Annotated in this window: 15 protein-coding genes; 8 read left to right on the top strand and 7 right to left on the bottom strand. The window is 65.4% G+C overall.

Annotated features, from left to right (window positions below):
- Positions 1-26: 26 nt before the first annotated feature.
- Positions 27-3,584: a LuxR C-terminal-related transcriptional regulator gene (locus AC0L21_RS16255; RefSeq protein ID WP_473262832.1), complete on the bottom strand. Its 3,558-nt coding sequence runs from the start codon at positions 3,582-3,584 to the stop codon at positions 27-29.
- Between the two features lie 129 nt (positions 3,585-3,713).
- Between AC0L21_RS16255 and AC0L21_RS16250 the strand changes: the two genes are divergently transcribed.
- On the top strand, positions 3,714-4,049 hold the full coding sequence (locus tag AC0L21_RS16250; protein ID WP_473262883.1) for a nuclear transport factor 2 family protein: 336 nt from the start codon (positions 3,714-3,716) through the stop codon (positions 4,047-4,049).
- 47 nt (positions 4,050-4,096) lie between these two features.
- Here AC0L21_RS16250 and AC0L21_RS16245 read toward each other — a convergent pair whose 3' ends face one another.
- The gene (locus tag AC0L21_RS16245) at positions 4,097-4,864 is read right to left on the bottom strand and encodes a sulfite exporter TauE/SafE family protein (RefSeq protein WP_473262831.1); all 768 of its coding nucleotides are present in this window, start codon (positions 4,862-4,864) and stop codon (positions 4,097-4,099) included.
- Between the two features lie 139 nt (positions 4,865-5,003).
- On the bottom strand, positions 5,004-5,897 hold the full coding sequence (locus AC0L21_RS16240; protein ID WP_473262830.1) for an outer membrane protein: 894 nt from the start codon (positions 5,895-5,897) through the stop codon (positions 5,004-5,006).
- Positions 5,898-5,930: 33 nt separating this feature from the next.
- Here AC0L21_RS16240 and AC0L21_RS16235 point away from each other — a divergent pair, with 33 nt between their 5' ends.
- Entirely contained in the window at positions 5,931-7,172 is a 1,242-nt protein-coding gene (locus AC0L21_RS16235) for an AraC family transcriptional regulator (RefSeq protein WP_473262829.1), read from the top strand.
- 8 nt (positions 7,173-7,180) lie between these two features.
- Here AC0L21_RS16235 and AC0L21_RS16230 read toward each other — a convergent pair whose 3' ends face one another.
- Genes AC0L21_RS16230 through AC0L21_RS16215 form a run of 4 tightly spaced genes read right to left on the bottom strand, consistent with a single transcriptional unit; the run spans position 7,181 to position 9,986 of the window.
- Positions 7,181-8,437 (bottom strand): CCA tRNA nucleotidyltransferase, encoded by a 1,257-nt coding sequence (locus AC0L21_RS16230; protein ID WP_473262828.1) that lies wholly within the window; start codon positions 8,435-8,437, stop codon positions 7,181-7,183.
- 9 nt (positions 8,438-8,446) lie between these two features.
- Positions 8,447-8,710 carry a DUF6111 family protein gene (locus AC0L21_RS16225; RefSeq protein ID WP_473262827.1) on the bottom strand — a complete coding sequence of 88 codons (264 nt, stop codon included), beginning with the start codon at positions 8,708-8,710 and terminating at the stop codon, positions 8,447-8,449.
- The gene (locus AC0L21_RS16220; protein ID WP_027568565.1) at positions 8,707-9,378 is read right to left on the bottom strand and encodes a CoA pyrophosphatase; all 672 of its coding nucleotides are present in this window, start codon (positions 9,376-9,378) and stop codon (positions 8,707-8,709) included. The genes AC0L21_RS16225 and AC0L21_RS16220 overlap by 4 nt, the downstream gene beginning before the upstream one ends.
- Positions 9,375-9,986, bottom strand: coding sequence for a DUF1285 domain-containing protein (locus AC0L21_RS16215; protein WP_473262826.1), 612 nt, complete (start codon positions 9,984-9,986; stop codon positions 9,375-9,377). The genes AC0L21_RS16220 and AC0L21_RS16215 overlap by 4 nt, the downstream gene beginning before the upstream one ends.
- A gap of 280 nt (positions 9,987-10,266) precedes the next feature.
- On the opposite strand from AC0L21_RS16215, the gene AC0L21_RS16210 reads away from it, so the two are divergent.
- The 6 genes from AC0L21_RS16210 to AC0L21_RS16185 all read left to right on the top strand — a co-directional run bounded on the left by AC0L21_RS16210 (position 10,267) and on the right by AC0L21_RS16185 (position 20,144).
- The gene (locus AC0L21_RS16210) at positions 10,267-11,265 is read left to right on the top strand and encodes an AAA family ATPase (protein WP_473262825.1); all 999 of its coding nucleotides are present in this window, start codon (positions 10,267-10,269) and stop codon (positions 11,263-11,265) included.
- A complete protein-coding gene (locus tag AC0L21_RS16205) occupies positions 11,265-12,209 on the top strand; it encodes a DUF58 domain-containing protein (protein WP_473262824.1) in 945 nt (314 codons plus the stop codon). Before AC0L21_RS16210 ends, AC0L21_RS16205 begins: the two co-directional genes overlap by 1 nt.
- The gene (locus AC0L21_RS16200) at positions 12,206-15,016 is read left to right on the top strand and encodes a DUF4159 domain-containing protein (RefSeq protein WP_473262823.1); all 2,811 of its coding nucleotides are present in this window, start codon (positions 12,206-12,208) and stop codon (positions 15,014-15,016) included. The genes AC0L21_RS16205 and AC0L21_RS16200 overlap by 4 nt, the downstream gene beginning before the upstream one ends.
- A 7-nt stretch (positions 15,017-15,023) precedes the next feature.
- A complete protein-coding gene (locus AC0L21_RS16195) occupies positions 15,024-17,087 on the top strand; it encodes a hypothetical protein (protein WP_473262822.1) in 2,064 nt (687 codons plus the stop codon).
- A 149-nt stretch (positions 17,088-17,236) separates the two neighbouring features.
- On the top strand, positions 17,237-17,641 hold the full coding sequence (locus AC0L21_RS16190) for a DUF2946 family protein (protein WP_473262821.1): 405 nt from the start codon (positions 17,237-17,239) through the stop codon (positions 17,639-17,641).
- Positions 17,642-17,783: 142 nt separating this feature from the next.
- Entirely contained in the window at positions 17,784-20,144 is a 2,361-nt protein-coding gene (locus AC0L21_RS16185; RefSeq protein ID WP_473262820.1) for a TonB-dependent receptor, read from the top strand.
- The last annotated feature ends 20 nt before the right edge of the window (positions 20,145-20,164 follow it).

Below are 20,164 nucleotides of genomic sequence, written 5' to 3'. Positions count from 1 at the left end.
ACCATCGCCGCCATCGCGATCACAGTTCAAATCAGCAAATCATGATGCGCAGGTACAATCGCTTGATGCGCGCCGTTGTTGCGGTGATCGTCCGCGTGTCCGTTCAGTGCATGAGGGACGGGCTTGGCGAGGTCCTCCGCTTGACCATGCGGAACGTGCGGATCGAGCGTATTATTGAGCTGTTTCAGCTCAACGACCGCGACGAGAGTAGAAGGAGTTGGTCCGCTATCGAAGCGGAACACCGCTCCTTGCTCGAGGTCGCCGGTCTCCACCGCAGCTTTGGCGGGGTGTGCGTCTTCTGATGCACTTGCAGCAGATTGCGCAACGTGTTGCGAGTTGCCGCGTCCAGCGTTACCGCCGGCTGCGACGCTCGGCTCTCCGATATCGGCTGCTTGCGATGCGTTGGCAGAGGTTGAGTGTAACTCGTCCTCCGAGTTGCCGTGGTCCACGGTGGTTGGTTCTGTCGTCTTCACTGCCCCCGCAGCGTGCGAAGCCGAAGCGTGATGCTCGCCGCTATCGCCCGTGCCGTTGCCCGGTTTGGACCCAGCTTCAGTCGATTCGGTGGATGCCACCTTTGCAGAGCCTGGCTCTGAAGCGTGCTGCGAGTTGCCGTGACCTCCGCTCGCGGCTATCGCGACGTCCGGATCGGTCTCAGCTGCGTCCGATGCGTTTGCAGCGGATGAGTGCCCGGACTTGCCGTGTTCCGCGGCACCTGGTTCTGCCGTCTTCGCTGGTCCGTGCGCAGCGTCAGAGGCCGAAGCGTTATGATGATCGGCGCCATAGGCGTTGCCCGGTTCGGAGCCAGCTTCAGTCGATTCGCTGGCCGCCGCCTTTGCAGACCCCGGCTGCGAAGTGTGCTGCGAGTTGCCGTGGCCTGCGCTAGCAGCCGCTGCGGCGCCCGGATCGATATCGGTTGCGTCCGGCGCCGTTGAGTGCCCGGATTTGCCGTGTTCCGCCCCCGCTGGGTCTTCCTTCTTCGCTGCCCCTCCCGCAGCCTCCGAGGCCTTATCGTGATGCTCGGCGGCATTGCCGACGCCCTTGCCCGGTTTGGAGCCAGCTTCAGTCGATTCGTCGGCTGCCGCCTTTGCAGACCCCGGCTCCGAAGCATGCTTTGAGTTGCCATGACCCGCGTTGGCGGCCGTTGCGACGTCCGGATCGGTCTCAGCTGCGTCCGGTGCTTTTGCAGCGTTTGAGTGCCCGGCTTTGCCGTGTTCCGCGCCGTCTGGTTCTGCCTTCTTCGCTGACCCTCCCGGAGCCTCCGGGCCCTTATCGTGATGCTCGGCGCCATTGCCGACGCCGTTGCCCGGTTTGGAGCCAGCTTCAGTCGATGGGTCCGAAGCGTGCTGCGAATTGCCGTGCCCCGCGCTGTCGGCGGTGACGACGCTGGGTTGGCCGATCTCGTTCGGTGCAGTCGATGAAGCCCCGGCGCCTGTGTTGATCGGCCCATTGTTCGATGTCACATTTGCGATTGTCGGGGCCGGCGCGCTATGCGCAAGCTCGATGGATGATGCGTGAGCCGACGCGGCGGACGCACCATCGCTCCCTTCCGTTGCATCCGCCGACGCGTCTGTGGAGCTTCCGAACCTCGTTGACGTTCCCAAGCCGGTCCGGGCCTGCCCGAACTGGAAACCCGAGCCGTTGTTGGCCAGAAGGGCCCAGGCTCCAGCCGTCCCGAGCGAGCTCTCGCTCCCCTCGATAGTGGTTTGGACATGGTCCTTGCTCGAAACAGTCTCATCGGTTTCGGTCGCCGATATCAGCACTGCTTCGAGCTGCTCCAGGGTAGCCACGACAGCCGCGCTATCCGGCGCGGAGGCGGCATCCGCCTCCGCAATGGATACAATCCCCTCCAGATGGATTTCCAGCAGGCCGCGATCGCCGACATCAAGCACACGATCGGTCGCATTCACGTAGACGATCGTTTCGTTGCTTGCGGAGTCGTAGACCCAGGCGAGTGTATGTGGCGGTATAGACTTGGCTGCCGCCGTCACATGCAGCCAGGCAAGCGCTCCGAAAGCCGCAAGATTGATCCTGCCCGGCCCAGATGCGAAGTCGAACACGGTGTCGGAAGCTGTCGACTTGGAGTCGATCGGGGAACGAAAAACTACGTTTTCAACGTTGCCGCCTACGCCGATACTGGCATCGTGACCAAGGTCCGCGCCAACAGGTTTGTGAAGATTGTCACCCGCATCGCCCGCGCCCCTTTGGCCCGGAGCGCCTTCTTGAGCGGCGTTGTCGTGGCCAGTGGTCGCACCGGCGGAAGACAGGTGGACATCGTGCGAAAGGAAACTTGGGGCTGAATGGTCGTCAGGATTGGCGGCAGCATGAGTGATCGCAGCCAGTTTTGTGGTCGCACTCTCTTCGGTGACAGCCAGGATGCTGTCGATCGAGGCTTCACGGAGGTCATGCGCGTGCGGGGCGAGATGAGGGTCCTGCAGCGCGTAGATCAACGCGCCGGTGAGGATAGCAAAGTTGCCAGATCCTCCGTGCATCGACATCGCATTGGAAAGAAGCCGCGGGAATTGATGTTCCGGGGCCGGGTCGTCACCGGTCTGTATGTCGATCGCTTCTCGCAGTAAGCGCGCAGGAAGATCGGGCGCGCTCGATCCAGCAGGAGCGTGGTGCGTCCACGGTGTCGCGCCTCCGGATTGCTCGGCCGTGCGCAGCGCTTCCATTGCCGCCGCCGGGTTCGTGATTTGGGCGGCCTTGGCGAACAGATCTCTCTGGGCTTGCGTCGGCGTCTCGCCGGATTCCCAGACCACGAGGTGCCGGAGAATTCCTTTTTTCCAGGGCTCGTACGCGGCGTGCTCGTCCGCGTGGCCGTTGCCGTTCCGATCCGAAAAGATGTCGTTCGCTTCCGACGCCTTGAGTTCGTCCGCAATAGCGAACGCCAGAAAGGCCAGCGAGAGCGCGGCCAGGCCGGAGGGGCGTTGCAGCAACGCAATGGTCGCGAGCACAGTCCTGTTGGTGATCTCAAGCTTCTGGAAAATATTGTAGAGGTGGACTTTGACCGTCCCGTCGGACACGTTGAGCTGGCGCGCGATCTCCTTGTTCGACAGTCCTTCCGCCACGAGTCGTGCGATTTGACGTTCCCGTTGCGTCAACAGCTCCAGCATCTTTTCGACTTTGCCGTCGCCGTCCGCTTCCTTGCCGGCTGCCGAGAGATCGGACTTCGCCAGTGCCACACCGCTCTTCGTCATCAGCCGCAGCGATCGCAGCATCGTGGCGGGAGAGGCATATTTCGAAATTGCGCTGCAGGCGCCGGCTGCGATGGCGGAAGTCAGATCGTGGTCGGTGTCGGACTCGGTAAAGAACACCAGGCGCGTGGAGAGCTTCTCAGCCTTCACGATCGCGAGGATCTCGGCGACCGTCAGATCCGGCACCTTGTCGGCAAGAAGCGCGACGTCAGGTGTCAGCTTCCGGATTGCTTGGAGGCAGCTCGTCCGATCGCTGGACGTTGCGACAACGTCGAAGTCCGGTTGCGTCCCGAGGACCGACCTCAGTCCCTGCAAAACAATCGGCTGTGGATCAACGAGCAAAAGCCGGATGGGCTTGAGTATCCCCTGCCTGGCGGACGCGTCCAACATCGATCTTGCCCTCGGCCCGGTCCTCTATGTCCTTCGGCATATGGCCGTGGCCGGGTGGGATACTAAAATCTTAGAAGGCTTGGTGGTTCCCCAGCCTGAACCAGATTTGGACGCATGTGAGTGAAAAATATGTCCTTTGACCCCATGGCCGTTGCAGTCGACTGGCTTGATGCCTATCGCGCGGGCGATATCGAAGCGATTTTGGAACTTCATGCGGAGGACGCCGTGGTCCACTGCGGCTGTGCCGGCCGCCAAACCATCACCGGGCGCGAGGCACTGCGTGCCTATTGGGTCGATCACCTCCGAAAATATCCGGCAGGCACGTTGGATGATCTCAATCCCTGGCGCAACGACGGTACCATTATCTCTTACCTCACCAGTGCCGGCGTCATGAGTGCACTTTTGGCGTTTGACGCCGCCGGCAGGATCAAGGAACTGGACTGCAGTCCCTCACACCAGGCCTGAGGCGTTATCCAAACCCCGCAGCGGGACCCGTGCCACATCCGACTTGATTAGATGAGCTGCCTCGCCGCAGCCGAGATCATCACCAGCCCGCCGGTGATCACCGCGATGTCGAGGATCGCGGTGTGGATGTGCACCGGCATCCGCTCGACGAAGGCCTTGGCCAGGAACGCGCCGGGAATGGCAATCGCGCCGATCAACAATGCAAAGGCGAGCACCTGCGCGGTGACGGCACCGGCGAGGCCGAACACCGAGATCTTGATGAGGCCGGTGCCGAGCGAGATCATGGCATCGGTCGCGATCACGGCGGCGCCTTCGAGGCCGGCGGCCATCAGCAGCGACAGCAGGATCACGCCGGAGCCGGAGGTGCCGCCGACCAGCACGCCATAGCCGACCGAGCCGGCCGCGAGACCGGTGTCGCCGATCCTGACCTGGCGGCGGCGGAGCACACGGCGCAGCGGCACGCTCAGGATCAGCATGGAGCCGATCACCAGCGCCGCGCCGGCATTGGTGAGGCGGGTATAGCCGTAGGCACCAAGCGCTGTCGTCAGTGCCGCACAGGCCAGCACGATCAGCGCGCGGCGGCGATCGGCATAACGGAGATAGGCAAGCGCGCGGCTGGAATTGGTGAAGATCGCGGAGATCGCGATGATCGGCACCACGGGCTCGGCGCCAACGAGAGGCACGAGCACCAGCGGCATCAAGGCGCCGGTGCCATAGCCGGCGAGACCACCGATCACGGACGCAAACAACGCCATCAACGCGACCAGCAGGAGCTGGAAGATCGAGATGTCGGCGAAGCCCGAGATGATGGTCAATGTTTCCGTTCGCGGTTGATGCGTGGAAGCGGGCGCGGCTTCCTCTAGTGGAAAATCCGCCGCAAGCCAAGCGTCTTCGGCGCGTGTCAACAAGCAGTCGGCCGCCGGATGGAGCGCCGCTTTGGCTGGCGCGAGTGCGTCAGAACCGGAAGTTCACTCCCATGCGCACGATGTCGTACGCGTTGCTGAACCTGACATTGACGAAGCCATTGCCGGTCGCCGGGCTCTGCACCGTCAGCTTCACGTTCTGGTGGCCGAGGTCCATGTGCAGATATTCGGCCTTGATCGTGACGTTCGGGAGCACCGCATATTCAAGGCCGCCACCGGCTGTCCAGCCGACCGACGTCTGTGACGAGGAGCCCGCGAGGCAGGTCGTGAAGCCGGGACAGAAAATCTGCGTGGCGAATCCGGCGCCGACGCTCCAGCCCAGCGGACCAATGATCGCGATGGCAGCCTGTGCCTTCGTTCCACCATAGGCGAGGCCGCCTGTGCCGAAAGCGAGGAGGCGATCGCTCAACAAATAGCCGATCCGGCCGCGCAGGGTGCCGTACCAGTCGAGTTGATGGGAAGACGCGGCCGAGAGCGTGACACCGCCCTCATCGGGCGCTCTGAACAAGCTATTGCCCTTGATGTTGGCGTATTGCAGGTCAGCTTCGAAACCCGTGACCCAGTTGCGCTCGATCTGCCAATTGTAGCCGATCTGTCCGCCACCGGTGAAGCCGGACGCGCGAAGAGGTTGCCGGTAGGCGGGATGATTATCGGCCGCGTCTTCGTCCCCGTGCGACGAACTCGTCACCAGCTCATCGCTGAACACAGTGCCCGCGCCGCCGCCGAGATTCGTCACCGGATCGGCAAAGTAATCGCCGGTGTAAGCCGCGCTCTTGTCTTGCCAACCGTAGCCGGCATTCACGCCACCGTACCATCCGGTCCAGCCATAGACAGGGACCGGGTTTGCCTTCACTGGCAGGTCGGCTGCCGATGCCGACGACAGCATCATGCCTGAAACAACAGCGGCCGCGATCGATTTTCTCATGTTTATGAATTCCCAATAAGTCCGTCGCTCGGAATGACTACCGGGCCGCGCCTGGGCCGTCTTGTCCGCGAAGGTGCTGGGCTTGATCGAAACGGTACGGCAGTGGGATCGCTGGCGAATGTGTTTTCGGCGCAACGCTCGGCAGCCGAAAACTTGACCTATCCGGCACTGAACTTGACCTGGAATGCACAGCGGTCCGCTTTTGCATCACATCGATGGACAGGTACCCCGATGCCTTTCACGCCGCCTCATGGTACCAATGGAACCGGCACGCGAGGATCATCGACGGACATGCCGAAGGTAGAATTTTCATCGGACCAGCTTCCATCCTACCTGAATGACAAGGTCCGTTTCCGGCTGTGGCACGAGATATGGATGGAGCAACTCGGCAAGGCGGAGATGAAGCACGCCGAGGACAAGCCCTTCTACACCGCATCGAAGAATGTCCTTCTCGGCGAATTGAGCGTCGGCCGGTTTACCACCACGACGGGGCACTACGTGCGCACGCGCAAGCACGTGGCCAACGATCGCGATGACATCCTGGTCGGCTTTTATCGCAGCCCCCAGCCGCAATTATGGACAGTGGGAAACCAGGGCTTCGAGCTGAAATCGGGAAGCGTCGTCGCCTTCAACATCGCCCAACCGGTCTCGAGCTTCACGGACGGCCTCACGGCGTGGAATTTGGCATCGATACCTCGTGCGCAAATTCTGAAGCTTGTTCCGCATGCCGATCATCGCGCGGCCATGTTGCTCGACCCGGCCAATCCGGCGGTACGGCATCTCGAGCGCACCATCAATTTTCTCCTCGAAGCCGATGAAGTCTACGAAGACCCGGAGCTGATGCGGCGCGCCAAGGCCATGCTGGGAGACTTGATCGTGTTGGCGCTCGGCGCGCGCGGCGAAGTCGCGGAGATTGCGGCGGAACGTGGCTTGCGCGCCGCGCGGCAGCGCGAGCTGATCGCAATGATCGAGAAACGCTTCGCCGAGCCGTCTCTGTCGACCACGGCGATCGCGGATGCCCTTAAGCTGTCGCGCCGCTATGCGAGCGATCTGCTGCTCGAAAGCGGCGCGACATTCTCCGAGCGAGTCCTTGAACTGCGCCTGCAGAAGGCGCGGGCCATGCTGTCGGACGTTCGCTACGACGACACCAAGGTGAGTGACATCGCCTTTGCCTGCGGCTTCAATGAAGTGACTTACTTCAATCGCCGCTTCCGCGATCGCTTCGGCTGCTCACCGACGCAATATCGGATGGGACCGAACCACGGCGCCACATGAGACGATGGTCACGTTCTCTCATCGCGGCTGATGCGTGCCGCAGCTTGATCGGCGATGGAAGCGAGGGCGGCTTCCTCTAGGGGAAAATCCGCCGCAAGCCAAGCGTCCTCGGCGAGCGTCAAGACATGTCCGAGCGCGGGTCCTTCCGCCATGCCGCGCGCGATGAAGTCGGCGGCGCGAAGCGGAAATTTCGGCGCGGTCCAGCGCTGCGGCAGCTCGGCGAGCGCACGCCATCGCGACGAGCCGACGTCACCGCCGGCTCGCGCCCAACCCAGCAACACGCGATCGTGATAGCGCTCCGCGCCGAGCCGGTAGAGCAGCCGCCGCGCATCGGCTTCGCCCTTCGTGGCGAGGCGCCACCAGCGGTGCCCCATCGAATCCAGCGCCTTGGTTTCCGCATTGGAGAGCCTCAAGCGCGTGGCGACGCGCTTGGCGTCTTCGGTAACAGCGACCGTCAGCGCGGCGAGCCGGCGCGTGCTGCTTGCGGTAAGGCCGAGCTCGCGCTCGATCGCGATCATCGCCGAGAGCGGCCCGGTGTAGACCACGCCGCCGGTCAGCGCCTGCAGCAATCCGCCTTCCGCCATGGCGAGCGCGGCGGCAGAGGCGCCCTGAGCGACCAGCAGCTTCAGCATCTCCATGCGCAGCCGCTCGGCCGAGAGGCTGGCAAGTCCGGCGCGGCCGCGGATGCAGGCGAGATAGCCGTCGCGGTCGGGATCGCCGGCACCAAAGGCGGCGTGGATGCGGAAGAAGCGCAGGATGCGCAGGAAATCCTCGGCGATGCGCTGGTCGGGATCACCGATGAAGCGCACGCGCCGCGCCGCCGCATCCGCGATGCCTCCGACGTAATCGTGGACGACACCGTCAGCGTCGACCGAGAGCCCGTTCATCGTGAAGTCGCGGCGCTCGGCGTCCTTCACCCAGTCGCGGCCGAACGCGACCTTGGCCTTGCGGCCGAAGGTCTCGGTATCCTCGCGCAGCGTCGTGACTTCGTACGGTTGGCTGTCGATGACGAGGGTGACGGTGCCGTGGTCGATGCCGGTCGGCACGGCCTTGATGCCGGCGCTCTTGGCCCGCCGCATCACCTCGTGCGGGAGCGCCGTGGTCGCGATGTCGATGTCACCGGGCACGAGGCCGAGCAGCGCGTTGCGCACGGCGCCGCCGACGACCCGTGCCTCCTCGCCATCCGCGTTGAGCAATTGCAGGACGCGCGCGGTCCCGCCCGAAATCAGCCAGGGCGCATCGGCGAGCATGGGCACCGCGCTCATCGGCCGGCCCTATCTTTCCACGCCCGGCACGAGCTTGCCGTTCTCGACGTGGGCGGGGACATAGGTCGAATCCGGCGCCGCGCCGGAGAAATGCGCAAACCCGATCAGCCCCGCGATCATCAGCACGAGCGCCGCCAGCATGAGACGCGCGACGATGGTGATCGGCCAGGACGATTGCACGAACAGGCCGGAGCGCGTGGCGGCGAGGAACAGCGCATAGACGGCAAAGGGAACGAGGAAGATTCCGATCTCGGTCAGGATCGGTCTGATCATGATGAATAGATCCGCTCATAGAGCACGCGCAGCATGCCGGCCGTCGCGCCCCAGATGTAGCGTTCGGCAAACGGCATCGCGTAGTAGGACCGCTCCATGCCGCGGAATTCCTTGCTGTGCACCTGGTGGTTGGCCGGGTTCATCAGGAAGGATAGCGGCACTTCGAACGCGTCATCAACCTCGGAATGGTTGATCGTCAGCTCAAAACCCGGGCGCACCCTGGCAACCGTCGGCAGGATGCGGAAGCCGAAGCCGGTGCCGTAGAGATCGAGATATCCGATCGGCTCGACGAAGTCTCTGGACAGCCCGACCTCCTCCTCGGCCTCGCGCAGCGCCGCATCGAGCGGCGAGCGGTCAGTCGCGTCGATCTTGCCGCCGGGAAAGGCGATCTGGCCGGCATGGTCGTTCAGATGCGCCGAGCGCTGCGTCAGGAGGATGGTCGGCTCGGGATGATCGACCACCGCGATCAGGACCGCCGCCGGCCGCACCGGCTGCTCGCGCGCGATGATCTCGAGCATCTTGTCGGTGCCGGGATCGCCCGAGGCCGGAATGATGTTGGGATCGTAGAGTCCGGGCGGAACGTCGAAGCCGAGACGCGCGGCAGAGCGGGCGAAGAAGTCGGCCGCACCGATCACGGCGGGATCGTTCCTGGAGATAGGCTTGTTCAAAGCGCGGCCCTCACCTGCTCCGCATCGGCCATGGCGAAGAATTCGCCGGCCGATTCGACACCGAACATCGGCTGGCCATCGACCATCCGCTCCTCACCCATGTCAACCAGATCGTAATAGAGCGCGCGGGTGACCTTGGCCCAGAGCTCGGCGCGGACATGCAGATAGGGCGTCAGCCCACCGTCTCTGGCCTGCACGAAGCGCAGCCGGTGCGCCGCATCGCAGGTGACCCAGTCGTCGACATTGGTGCGGAAGCGGAGCACGCGGTGGTTGTCCTCACCGTCCTTCTGCATCTCGACCGCCATGAACGGCGCGTCGTCGACGCGAATGCCGACCTTTTCCACGGGCGTGACGAGGAAATGCTTGTCGCCTTCACGCTTGAGGATGGTCGAGAACAGGCGAACCAAGGCATGACGGCCGATTGGCGTCCCCAAGTAGAACCAAGTACCATCCGACGCGATTCGCATGTCGAGATCGCCGCAGAACGGCGGATTCCACAAATGCACCGGAGGCAGGCCCTTTTTGGCACCTTCGGCATCGGCAGCAGTTTTGGCAGCGGCAGTCAGCCCCTCGAGACCGCGATCGGCGCTCTGCCCTTGGTTCGCCATGGTTTGCCCTGACTCTGTCACTTGGCACGATCGGTTATTTGGCACGATTGGTGCAGGTTTACGTTGTATCCGGGTGCTCGGTTCCACCCCGCATTCGTCCGGTGTGGAGGTCGCCACTTCGTGATGCCCTACATATCCCTAAGCCGATAAGGTGGGGATAGGTTAATTCAACGAATACATGGCCTTCCTGCAAGTCTAGCATAGGGCCCACGTCTCGAGTTGAGGACGTGATGACATGACGACGCAAGCGAGCCGCATGGCAGGCTGAAGGAGCTAACGGATGGCGGAGAGTGTCGAGAAGCTCGAAGACGGTGTCGTCCGTTCGGCCGAGCAGGTGTCGAGCCAGATTCGCGCGGCAAAGGATGCGATCGCATCCGTCATCTTCGGTCAGGATCGCGTGATCGAGAACACGCTGGTCACCATCCTCTCCGGCGGCCATGCGCTGTTGATCGGCGTCCCCGGTCTCGCCAAGACCAAGCTGGTCGAGACGCTCGGCATCACCCTCGGCCTCGATGCCAAGCGCATCCAGTTCACGCCCGATCTGATGCCGTCCGATATTCTCGGCGCCGAAGTGCTCGACGAGAGCACTAGCGGCAAGCGTGCCTTCCGCTTCATCTCCGGCCCCGTGTTCGCGCAACTGCTGATGGCCGACGAGATCAACCGCGCCAGCCCGCGCACGCAGTCGGCGCTGCTGCAGGCGATGCAGGAGCAGCACATCACCGTTGCCGGCGCGCGTCACGATCTGCCGAAGCCGTTCCACGTGCTCGCCACGCAAAACCCGCTGGAGCAGGAAGGCACCTATCCGCTGCCTGAGGCCCAGCTCGACCGTTTCCTGATGGAGATCGACGTCGACTATCCCGACCGCGACGCTGAGCGCCGCATCCTGTTCGAGACCACCGGCGCCGACGAGACGCTGGCGAAGGGCGCGATGACCCCTGACGCGCTCATCACCGCGCAGCGACTGATCCGGCGCCTGCCGGTCGGCGATTCCGTGGTCGAGGCGATCCTGTCGCTGGTGCGCTCGGCCCGTCCCGGTCCGGACGGCGGCGACACCAGCAAGTTCATCGCCTGGGGCCCGGGCCCGCGCGCCAGCCAATCGCTGATGCTCGCGGTGCGCGCACGCGCGCTGATCGACGGCCGTCTCGCGCCCTCGATCGACGACGTGCTCGACCTCGCCGAGCCCGTGCTGAAGCACCGCATGGCGTTGACGTTCCAGGCGCGCGCCGAAGGCCGCACGATTCCGGACGTGATCAAGCAGCTCAAGACACGGATCGGTTGATGGCGGCGGAGAACGGGCACGCAGCAAAGGAGATCATCGCGATCCGACGTGCCGATGGCGAAAGCCGCACGCTCGCCGCTTCGCTGCCGCGCCTGGTGCTCGAGGCCCGCCGTATCGCCGCCAACGTCATTCACGGTTTGCACGGCCGCCGTCGCGCCGGCTCCGGCGAAAACTTCTGGCAATACCGCCGCTTCGTCTCCGGCGAGCCGTCGCAGAACGTCGACTGGCGGCGCTCGGCGCGCGACGATCTTCTCTATGTCCGCGAGCTCGAATGGGAAGCCTCGCACACGGTCTGGATCTGGCCCGACCGCTCGCCTTCGATGGCCTTCGCTTCAAAGCAGGCGCGCGAATCCAAGCTCGAGCGGACGCTGATCGTCGCCTTCGCGTTGGCCGAGCTGCTCGTCTCCGGCGGCGAACGCGTCGGCATTCCCGGGCTGATGGCACCGACCGCGAGCCGCAGCGTCATCGACAAGATGGCACAGGCGATGCTGCATGACGATGCCGACCGCTTGAGCCTGCCGCCATCCTTCGTGCCCGCGGCGCTGGCCGAGACGATCGTGCTGTCGGACTTCTGGTCGCCGATCTCCGAGATCAGGACCACGCTCGCCGGCCTGTCCGGCTCCGGTGCGCATGGCACGCTGGTGCAAATCGTCGATCCCGCCGAGGAATCATTCCCGTATTCCGGCCGCGTCGAGTTCGTCGAGCCCGAAGGGTTCGGCGTGATCACCGCCGGCCGCGCCGAGAGCTGGGCGCAGGATTACACCGCGCGGCTCGCGCTGCACCGCGACCAGATCCGCGCCGAGACCAACAAGCTCGACTGGCTGTTCACGACGCATGCGACCGACCGCTCGGCCGCCGAGCTCTTGCTGTTCCTGCATGCCGGCATGCAGGTGAGCAAATCGGGCGCCCGCACCACCACGATCAAGGCGGGGCCGGCAGCATGATGGGACTGCCGCTCGCCTTCACCGAACCGCTGCTCCTGATCGGCCTCGTCAGCCTGCCGGTGCTGTGGTGGCTGTTGCGCGTGATGCCGCCGCGGCCGCGCCGCATCGAGTTTCCGCCGACGCGCCTGCTGTTCGACATCGCACCGCGCGAAGAGACGCCGTCGCGGACGCCGTGGTGGCTGACCGCATTGCGGCTACTGGCTGCCGCGCTGGTCATTTTCGCCGCCGCCGGCCCGATCTGGAATCCGCAAACAGGCGCGGCCGCGAGCAAGGCGCCACTGATGATCATGTTCGACGACGGCTGGAGCGCGGCCTCGAACTGGGACATCCGGATCAGGGCCGCCGACGAATTGATCGCCAGTGCCGAGAACGATCGCCGCGCGATTGCGCTGGTGCCGCTGTCCGAGCCGAACCGCGATATCACCCTGATGCCGGCGGGCGCCGCGCGCGTCGCGCTGCGGCAGCTGACGCCAAAGCCGTATTCGATCGAGCGCGTCGAGACCCTGACCGCAATCGATCGCTTCCTGAAAGCGACCGGCGACTGCGAGATCGCTTGGCTCTCCGACAGCGTCGACACCGGTCGCGGCGAAGAATTCGTGACAGGCCTCGGCAAGACCATCGGCGATCGCAGCCTGACCGTGTTCGAAGGCGGCACCTCCCCGGCCCTGGCCCTGGTCGCGGCCGAGAACGCCGCCGCCAAAATGACGGTGAAGGTGCTGCGCACCGACGGCGGAATCGCCATCGGCACCGTGCGCGCACTGGACCAGAAGGCCTCGCCGATCGGTGAAGCGCGTTATTCGTTCGGCCCGCAGGACAAGGAAACCGAAGCATCGTTCGATCTGCCGGTCGAGCTGCGCAACGACATCACGCGGCTGGAAATTGCCGGTGAGCGCTCCGCAGGCGCGGTGCAGCTGCTCGACAAGCGCTGGCGCCGCCGCGCCATCGGCATCGTCTCGGGCTCCACCAGCGAGACCGCGCAGCCGCTGCTGGCGCCGACCTTCTATCTCACCCGCGCGCTGGCGCCGTTCGCCGACGTGCGGCTCGCCGACAAGGGCTCGCCGCAGCAGGGCATCACGCAGTTCCTCGACCAGAAGCTGCCGATGATCATCCTCGCCGATGTCGGCACCATCGCCCCTGAAATCCGCGAGCGTCTCAATGCCTGGATCGACCAGGGCGGCGTGCTGGTGCGGTTCGCCGGTCCGCGGCTGGCGCAGGCCGAGGACGATCTCGTTCCGGTCAAGCTGCGCAAGGGCGGCCGCACGCTCGGCGGCAGCCTGACCTGGGAAAAGCCGCAACATCTGGCCTCCTTTGCCGCCGATGGTCCGTTTGCCGGCGTCGTGGTCCCCAAGGACGTCACGATAAGCCGCCAGGTGCTGGCCGAGCCCGATGCCGTGCTCGCCACCAAGAGCTGGGCGTCGCTGGAAGACGGCACGCCGCTGGTAACAGGCGAGCATCGCGGCAAGGGCGTCGTCAGCCTGTTCCACGTCAGCGCCGACATGCGCTGGTCGGATCTGCCGATGTCGGGCACCTTCGTCGAAATCCTGCGGCGCGTCGTCGACATGTCCGGCTATACCGCCAAGCCAGGCGCAGGCGTTGCCACCGAGGGGACCGCCGAGACGGTGGCGCCGTTGCACATCCTCGACGGCTTTGGCGCTTTTGGTCCGCCGCCGGCCGCCGCCAAGCCGCTGCCCGCGGATTATCGCGACCGCGCCACACCCGATCATCCGCCGGGCTTTTATGGTCCGGCAGAAGGACCGCTCGCCGTGAACACGCTTGCCAGCGCCGACCGTATCGCAGCCCTGAACACCGCGAGCCTGCGCGCCCGGCATGCCACCTACACCAACGCCGAGCCGCAGGATTTGCGCGGCTGGCTGCTGTCGACGGCGCTCGCGCTGTTCCTGATCGACGCCATCATTGTCGCGGTGCTCGGTGGCGGCCTCGCCGCGCTGCTGCGCCGCCGCGCCGCGCCCGCGATGATCGTCGTGTTGGCTCTCGCGGGCCTCGCCTCGTTCGTGCCGACGCCGTCGCACGCGGACAGCGCGTCCGACGAGTTCGCGATGAAGGCGGTGTCGCAGACCCGCCTCGCCTATGTCGTGACCGGCAATGCCGACGTGGATTCCATCGTCAGGGCCGGGCTGTCAGGACTGACGCTGTTCCTGGCGCAGCGCACCGCGCTCGAGGCCGGCGATCCCGTCGGCATCGATCCGGCGCGTGACGAACTCGCCTTTTTCCCGCTGATCTACTGGCCGATCGTGCCGGGCGCGCCGAAGCCGTCGCGGGACGCCATCAACAAGATCGACGCCTACATGAAGCAGGGCGGCACCGTGCTGTTCGACACCCGCGACGCGGTCGAAGCGCCGCCTGGCGCAAACGGCGCCGCACAGACCCCCGCCATGCAGACGCTCCGCGAGATCCTGTCCTCGCTCGACGTGCCTGAGCTGGAGCCGGTGCCGCGCGAGCACGTGCTGACCAAGACCTTCTTTCTCCTGCGCGACTTCCCCGGCCGCTTCACAACCGGCCAGACCTGGGTCGAGACCTTGCCGCGCGAAGACGACGAGGACAGCGCGCAGCGGCCGGCACGCGGCGGCGACGGCGTCTCGCCGATCATCATCACCTCGAACGACCTGGCCGGCGCATGGGCCGTGCGGCCCGACGGTCAGTCCATGCTGCCGGTGACCGGCGGCGACCCCCGCCAGCGCGAATTCGCCTACCGCGCCGGCGCCAACATTGTGATGTACACGCTGACCGGCAACTACAAGGCCGATCAGGTGCACGCGCCGGCCCTGATCGAACGGCTGGGGCAGTAGGATCGATATGAATTACGGCATCGCATTCACGCCGCTCGTTCCCACGATCGTCCTGTGGCTCGCGCTGGCCGCGATCGTCGTCATCGCGCTCGTGCTGCTGCTGGCACGTGCGCGCGGCGCTGCCGTGCGCGTGGCCGCGTTGGCGCTGTTCCTGCTGGCGCTCGCCAATCCCTCCTTCACCCGCGAGGACCGCGATCCCCTCACCTCTGTCGCCGCGATCGTCGTCGACAAGAGCCCGAGCCAGAATTTCGGCAATCGCAATCGGGAGGCCGCTCAGGCGCAGGAAGCGCTGGTCGACAGCCTGAAGAAGATCAAGGGGCTCGAGGTCCGCGTCGTCGATGCCGGACAGGCCGACGGCGAGACCGACGGCACCAAGCTGTTCGGCGCGTTGGCCTCGGCCTTGTCGGACGTGCCTGTCGACCGCGTCGCCGGCGCCTTCCTGATCACCGACGGCCGCGTCCACGACATTCCGGCCAACGCCGCCGGGCTCGGCTTCCAGGCGCCGGTGCACGCGCTGATCACCGGGCAAAAAGACGAGCGCGACCGCCGTATCGCGGTCATCGCAGCGCCGCGCTTCGGCATCGTCGGGCAGCCCCAGACTATCACCTACCGCCTCGACGACCAGGGCGTCAGCGGCGAGCGCGCCAAGGTCACGGTCCGCAGGGACGGCGAGGTCATCAACGAGCGCACGCTTTCGAGCGGCCAGGCCGCAAGCGTCGAGGTCGACATCAAGCATTCCGGGCCGAACATCGTCGAGATCGAAGCCTCGCCGCTCGAGCGGGAATTGACGCCGGTGAACAACCGCGCCGTCGTCGCCATCGATGGTGTGCGCGACAAGCTGCGCGTGCTGCTGGTCTCCGGCGAGCCGCATTCCGGCGAGCGCACCTGGCGCAACCTGCTCAAGTCCGATGCCAGCGTCGATCTCGTCCACTTCACCATTCTGCGGCCGCCGGAGAAGCAGGACGGCACGCCGATCAACGAATTGTCGCTGATCGCGTTTCCGACCCGCGAGCTGTTCCAGCAGAAGATCAACGAATTCCAGCTGATCATCTTCGACCGCTATGCCCGCCAGGGCGTGCTGCCGATCGCTTATTTCGACAACATCGCACGCTACGTTCGTTCCGGCGGCGCGGTGCTGGTCTCGGCCGGCCCCGACTACGCGTCCAACACCAGCATCTGGCGCACGCCGCTGGATTCGGTGCTGCCGGCAGAGCCCGTCGGCGTGACGGAAAAGCCGTTCTACGCGCATCTGTCCGACGTCGGCAAACGCCATCCCGTCACGCGTGGCCTCGAGGGCTCGGCCTCCGAGCCGCCGCGCTGGAGCAGGTTCTTCCGCACCGTCGATACCCGCAATGCGGTCAACCCGCCGGTCATGACGGGCGTCGATGGCAAGCCGCTGCTGTTCCTGTCGCGCTTCGGGGAGGGCCGCGTCGCACTTCTGCTCTCCGACCACATCTGGCTGTGGGCGCGCGGCTATGAAGGCGGTGGTCCGCATCTCGATCTGTTGCGGCGGATGTCGCACTGGCTGATGAAGCAGCCGGATCTGGACGAGGAAGCGTTGCGCCTGCAGGTGCAGGGCAAGAATCTCGTGGTGGTGCGCCAGACCATGGCCGACAGCGTTCAGCCGGTGAGTGTGACCTCGCCGTCCGGCGTGTCGCGCGACCTGACGCTTGCAGCCGGCGATCCCGGCGAATGGCGCGCCAGCCTGCCGGCGAGCGAGCTCGGCCTGTGGCATGCCACCGACGGCACGCTGAAGGCGCTGATCAATGTCGGCCCGACCAATCCGAAGGAGTTTTCGGAAGTCACCTCCACCACCGAGACGTTGAAGCCGCTGACCCAGGCGACCGGCGGTGACGCCGTGCGCGTGGTCGACGGCGCCAGCGTCGAGCTGCCGCGCATCCTGCCGGTCCGCTCGGCGAGCGTCTTCCATGGTGACGGCTGGATGGGCGTGCGGATGCGCGACGCCAGCGTGGTGAAGGGCGTCGGCGTGCTGCCGATCTTCGCCGGCTTGATCGGGTTGCTGCTGCTGCTCGGCGCGTTTGCTGCGACGTGGGTTCGCGAGGGGCGCTGATCGCTCTGTTGCGCGAACGACACATCCGGCAATCGCCCGAACGGATCATTGTGGCTGCGGTTGACATTCGCTGACGGATCGCGCGATGTTACATTATAACATCGCGGGATCAGGGGATGATACCTCGCGATGTGGGGTGGCGTTTCCAGATGAAGTGGTTCCGGTCGAATATCAGGCACGGCGCCCGGCTCGCGATCTTCGCGATGCTGGTGCAGTTCGCGTTGACGTTCGGCCACAGCCATTGGTTTGCCCAGGCCGCTCCCCTCGCCCAGCCCTCGCTGCAGCAGACCGACGGCGCCCAAGCTCCCGCTTCGATCGACCGCGCCGCGGTCGAGAGGCAATCGCCGTTGGCTCCCGACAGGGAGCACCCGGGCGAGGACAATTGCGCGATCTGCGCATTGGTCGCGATGGCCGGCACCGTCATGTTCGCGACGCCGCCTGTGTTGTTGCTGCCGCAGGCAATCGAGCTGCTCTACCGCACCACCGACGCCGAATTCGTCCATTTGAAATCGGCCGGCACGGCATTCCAGCCGCGCGCCCCTCCCGCGTCCTGACTCCAGCTTGATCACGCCCGGGCTCGCCGCTTTCAGGCGCGTGCCCGGGAGCAGTTGAAGTCGAATTCCGTCGCGCAGCGACGGCAGGCCGCCTCCCATCAGCAGACCAACATGCGGACGGCGCCTGACTGGAATCAGGACCATGTCATTTGAATTGCGGCGCGCACAGCGTCTTGGTGGAGCAAGCCTGCTCCTGCTCGGCGTCGCCACCTCGGCGCTGGCCGAGGATAAATCATCGACCGAGATCCCCGCCGTCACCGTGACGGCTCCGAGCCCCATCGTCCGCAGGGCGGCGGTGCCGACCCGCAACCCGGGCCGCCCCACGCGAACCGCGCGGGCACGCAGCCACGAACGCACGGCGGACGCCACGCCGGCAACCTCCACGCCGGCCGCCCCTCAGCAGGGCGTGCTGCCGATCGTGACTAACCAGTTCGCGACGGTCACGGTGGTGCCGAACGAGGAGATCCGCCGCGAGGGCGGCGGCCAGCTCGGCGATCTCCTGTTCTCGAAACCCGGCATCACCGGCTCGAGCTTCGCGCCCGGCGCCTCCAGCCGGCCAATCATCCGGGGGCTCGACGTCAACCGCGTCGGCATCGTCGAGAACGGCACCAATTCCGGCGGCGCCTCCGACCTCGGCGAGGATCACTTCGTCCCGATCGATCCGCTCGCGACCAACCAGGTCGAGGTGGTGCGCGGACCCGCCGCGCTGCGCTACGGCTCGACCTCGATCGGCGGCGTCGTCAGCGCCACCAACAACCGGATTCCGGATGCGCTGCCGAACTGCGGTGCCCAGCCGTTCCAGAGCTTCGGCCTGCCGGCCAAGGCGCCGCTCGCGAGCGCCGCGACTTCGCCTTGCGTCAGCGCCGAGACGCGCAGCGCGTTCAGTTCGGTCGACCGTGGCATCGAGAGCGGCGTGCTGCTCGACACCGGCGGCGGCAATTTTGCCTTCCATGCCGACGTCTACGGCCGCAACACCACCGACTATAGCATCCCGAGCTACCCGTACCTCACCGACCAGACCCGGTCCGTCGCCAACGGACGCCAGCCCAACTCGGCGACGCGCTCGGACGGCGCCTCGATCGGCGGCTCCTACTTTTTCCAAGGCGGCTATATTGGCGCGGCGATCACGCAGAACGACGCGCTCTACCACATCCCCGGCATCGACGGCGCCGACCACAACACACGGATCGACGGCCATCAGACCAAGATCAACGTCAAGGGCGAGTACCATCCCGACGCTACCGCGATCGATGTCGTTCGCTTCTGGGCCGGTGCGACCGACTATCGGCACAACGAGATCGGGCTTGCCGATCCCGCCGATCCCAATACCGACGGGGTGCGACAGACTTTCACCAACAAGGAGCAGGAGATCCGCACCGAGGTGCAGCTGATGCCGTTCAACGCGCGCTTCGCCGAGGTGACGACGGCGCTGGGCTTCCAGGTCGGCCATCAGGAATTGAGCGCGCCGAGCCCGGACAATCCGGGCACGCTGTTCAACGGCCTGTGGGACCCCAACAACAGCACGCGCGTTGCCGGTTACGCCTTCAACGAGTTCAAGTTCACGGACGCGACGCGGGCGCAGATCGCCGGCCGTATCGAGCATGTCGAGCTGCACGGCACGACGCCGGATTTTCCCGCGGACTTCCTGCCCGACGGCACGCCGCAGGCGGGCATCGGCCGCAATCCGTCCTTCACGCCGAAGAGCGGCAGCATCGGCCTGTTGCAGGACCTGCCGGGCGGCCTGGTCGGCAGCATCACCGCGCAATATGTCGAGCGCGCGCCGAAGGCGGCGGAGCTGTTCTCGCGCGGCGCACATGATGCGACCGCGACCTTCGACATCGGCAATCCCAACCTCGGCATCGAGACCGCAAAATCCGTCGAGGTCGGCCTGCGCAAGGCGACGGGACCGTTCCGGTTCGAGGCGACCGTCTATTACACGCACTTCAACAACTTCATCTATCGCCGTCTCACCGGCGTGATGTGCGACGAAGATTTTGCCTCGTGCGGCACGCCGGGCGCCGAGGTGAACCAGGCGGTCTATTCGCAGCGGGACGCGAACTTCCGCGGCGGCGAATTCCAGTCGCAGCTCGACGTCGGTGCGTTGCAGGGCGGCATCTGGGGCATCGAGAACCAGTTCGACGTGGTCCGCGCCACCTTCACCGACGGCACCAACGTGCCGCGCATTCCGCCGGTGAGACTGGGCGGCGGCGTGTTCTGGCGCGACGACAACTGGTTGATGCGGGTCAATCTGTTGCACGCCTTCGCTCATAACGACGTCGCGGTGATCGCGGAGACGCCGACGGCAGGCTACAATTTGCTGAAGGCCGAGGTCAGCTATAAGACCAAGCTCAACCCGAATGCATTCGGCGCGCGCGAGATGACGACGGGTATCGTCGGCAACAATCTCCTCAACGAGAACATCCGCAACTCGGTGTCCTACACCAAGGACGAGGTGTTGATGCCCGGCATCGGCGTGCGGGCGTTTGCGAACTTCAAGTTCTGAAAGCGCGATAGCTAGCCGGA

The organism is Bradyrhizobium sp. WSM4873 (genome assembly GCF_055811355.1).
Note: the sequence above shows the minus strand (reverse complement) of the source record. Positions and strands in the feature narration are given on the sequence as shown.

Bases quoted from the DNA above. Each gene is read 5' to 3' on its own strand.
- AC0L21_RS16240 (WP_473262830.1), bottom strand. From the start codon at position 5,897: ATGAGAAAATCGATCGCGGCCGCTGTTGTTTCAGGCATGATGCTGTCG.
- AC0L21_RS16255 (WP_473262832.1), bottom strand. From the start codon at position 3,584: ATGTTGGACGCGTCCGCCAGGCAGGGGATACTCAAGCCCATCCGGCTT.
- AC0L21_RS16195 (WP_473262822.1), top strand. From the start codon at position 15,024: ATGAATTACGGCATCGCATTCACGCCGCTCGTTCCCACGATCGTCCTG.
- AC0L21_RS16225 (WP_473262827.1), bottom strand. From the start codon at position 8,710: ATGATCAGACCGATCCTGACCGAGATCGGAATCTTCCTCGTTCCCTTT.
- AC0L21_RS16190 (WP_473262821.1), top strand. From the start codon at position 17,237: ATGAAGTGGTTCCGGTCGAATATCAGGCACGGCGCCCGGCTCGCGATC.
- AC0L21_RS16200 (WP_473262823.1), top strand. From the start codon at position 12,206: ATGATGGGACTGCCGCTCGCCTTCACCGAACCGCTGCTCCTGATCGGC.
- AC0L21_RS16215 (WP_473262826.1), bottom strand. From the start codon at position 9,986: ATGGCGAACCAAGGGCAGAGCGCCGATCGCGGTCTCGAGGGGCTGACT.
- AC0L21_RS16210 (WP_473262825.1), top strand. From the start codon at position 10,267: ATGGCGGAGAGTGTCGAGAAGCTCGAAGACGGTGTCGTCCGTTCGGCC.
- AC0L21_RS16205 (WP_473262824.1), top strand. From the start codon at position 11,265: ATGGCGGCGGAGAACGGGCACGCAGCAAAGGAGATCATCGCGATCCGA.
- AC0L21_RS16185 (WP_473262820.1), top strand. From the start codon at position 17,784: ATGTCATTTGAATTGCGGCGCGCACAGCGTCTTGGTGGAGCAAGCCTG.
- AC0L21_RS16235 (WP_473262829.1), top strand. From the start codon at position 5,931: ATGACTACCGGGCCGCGCCTGGGCCGTCTTGTCCGCGAAGGTGCTGGG.
- AC0L21_RS16250 (WP_473262883.1), top strand. From the start codon at position 3,714: ATGTCCTTTGACCCCATGGCCGTTGCAGTCGACTGGCTTGATGCCTAT.
- AC0L21_RS16230 (WP_473262828.1), bottom strand. From the start codon at position 8,437: ATGAGCGCGGTGCCCATGCTCGCCGATGCGCCCTGGCTGATTTCGGGC.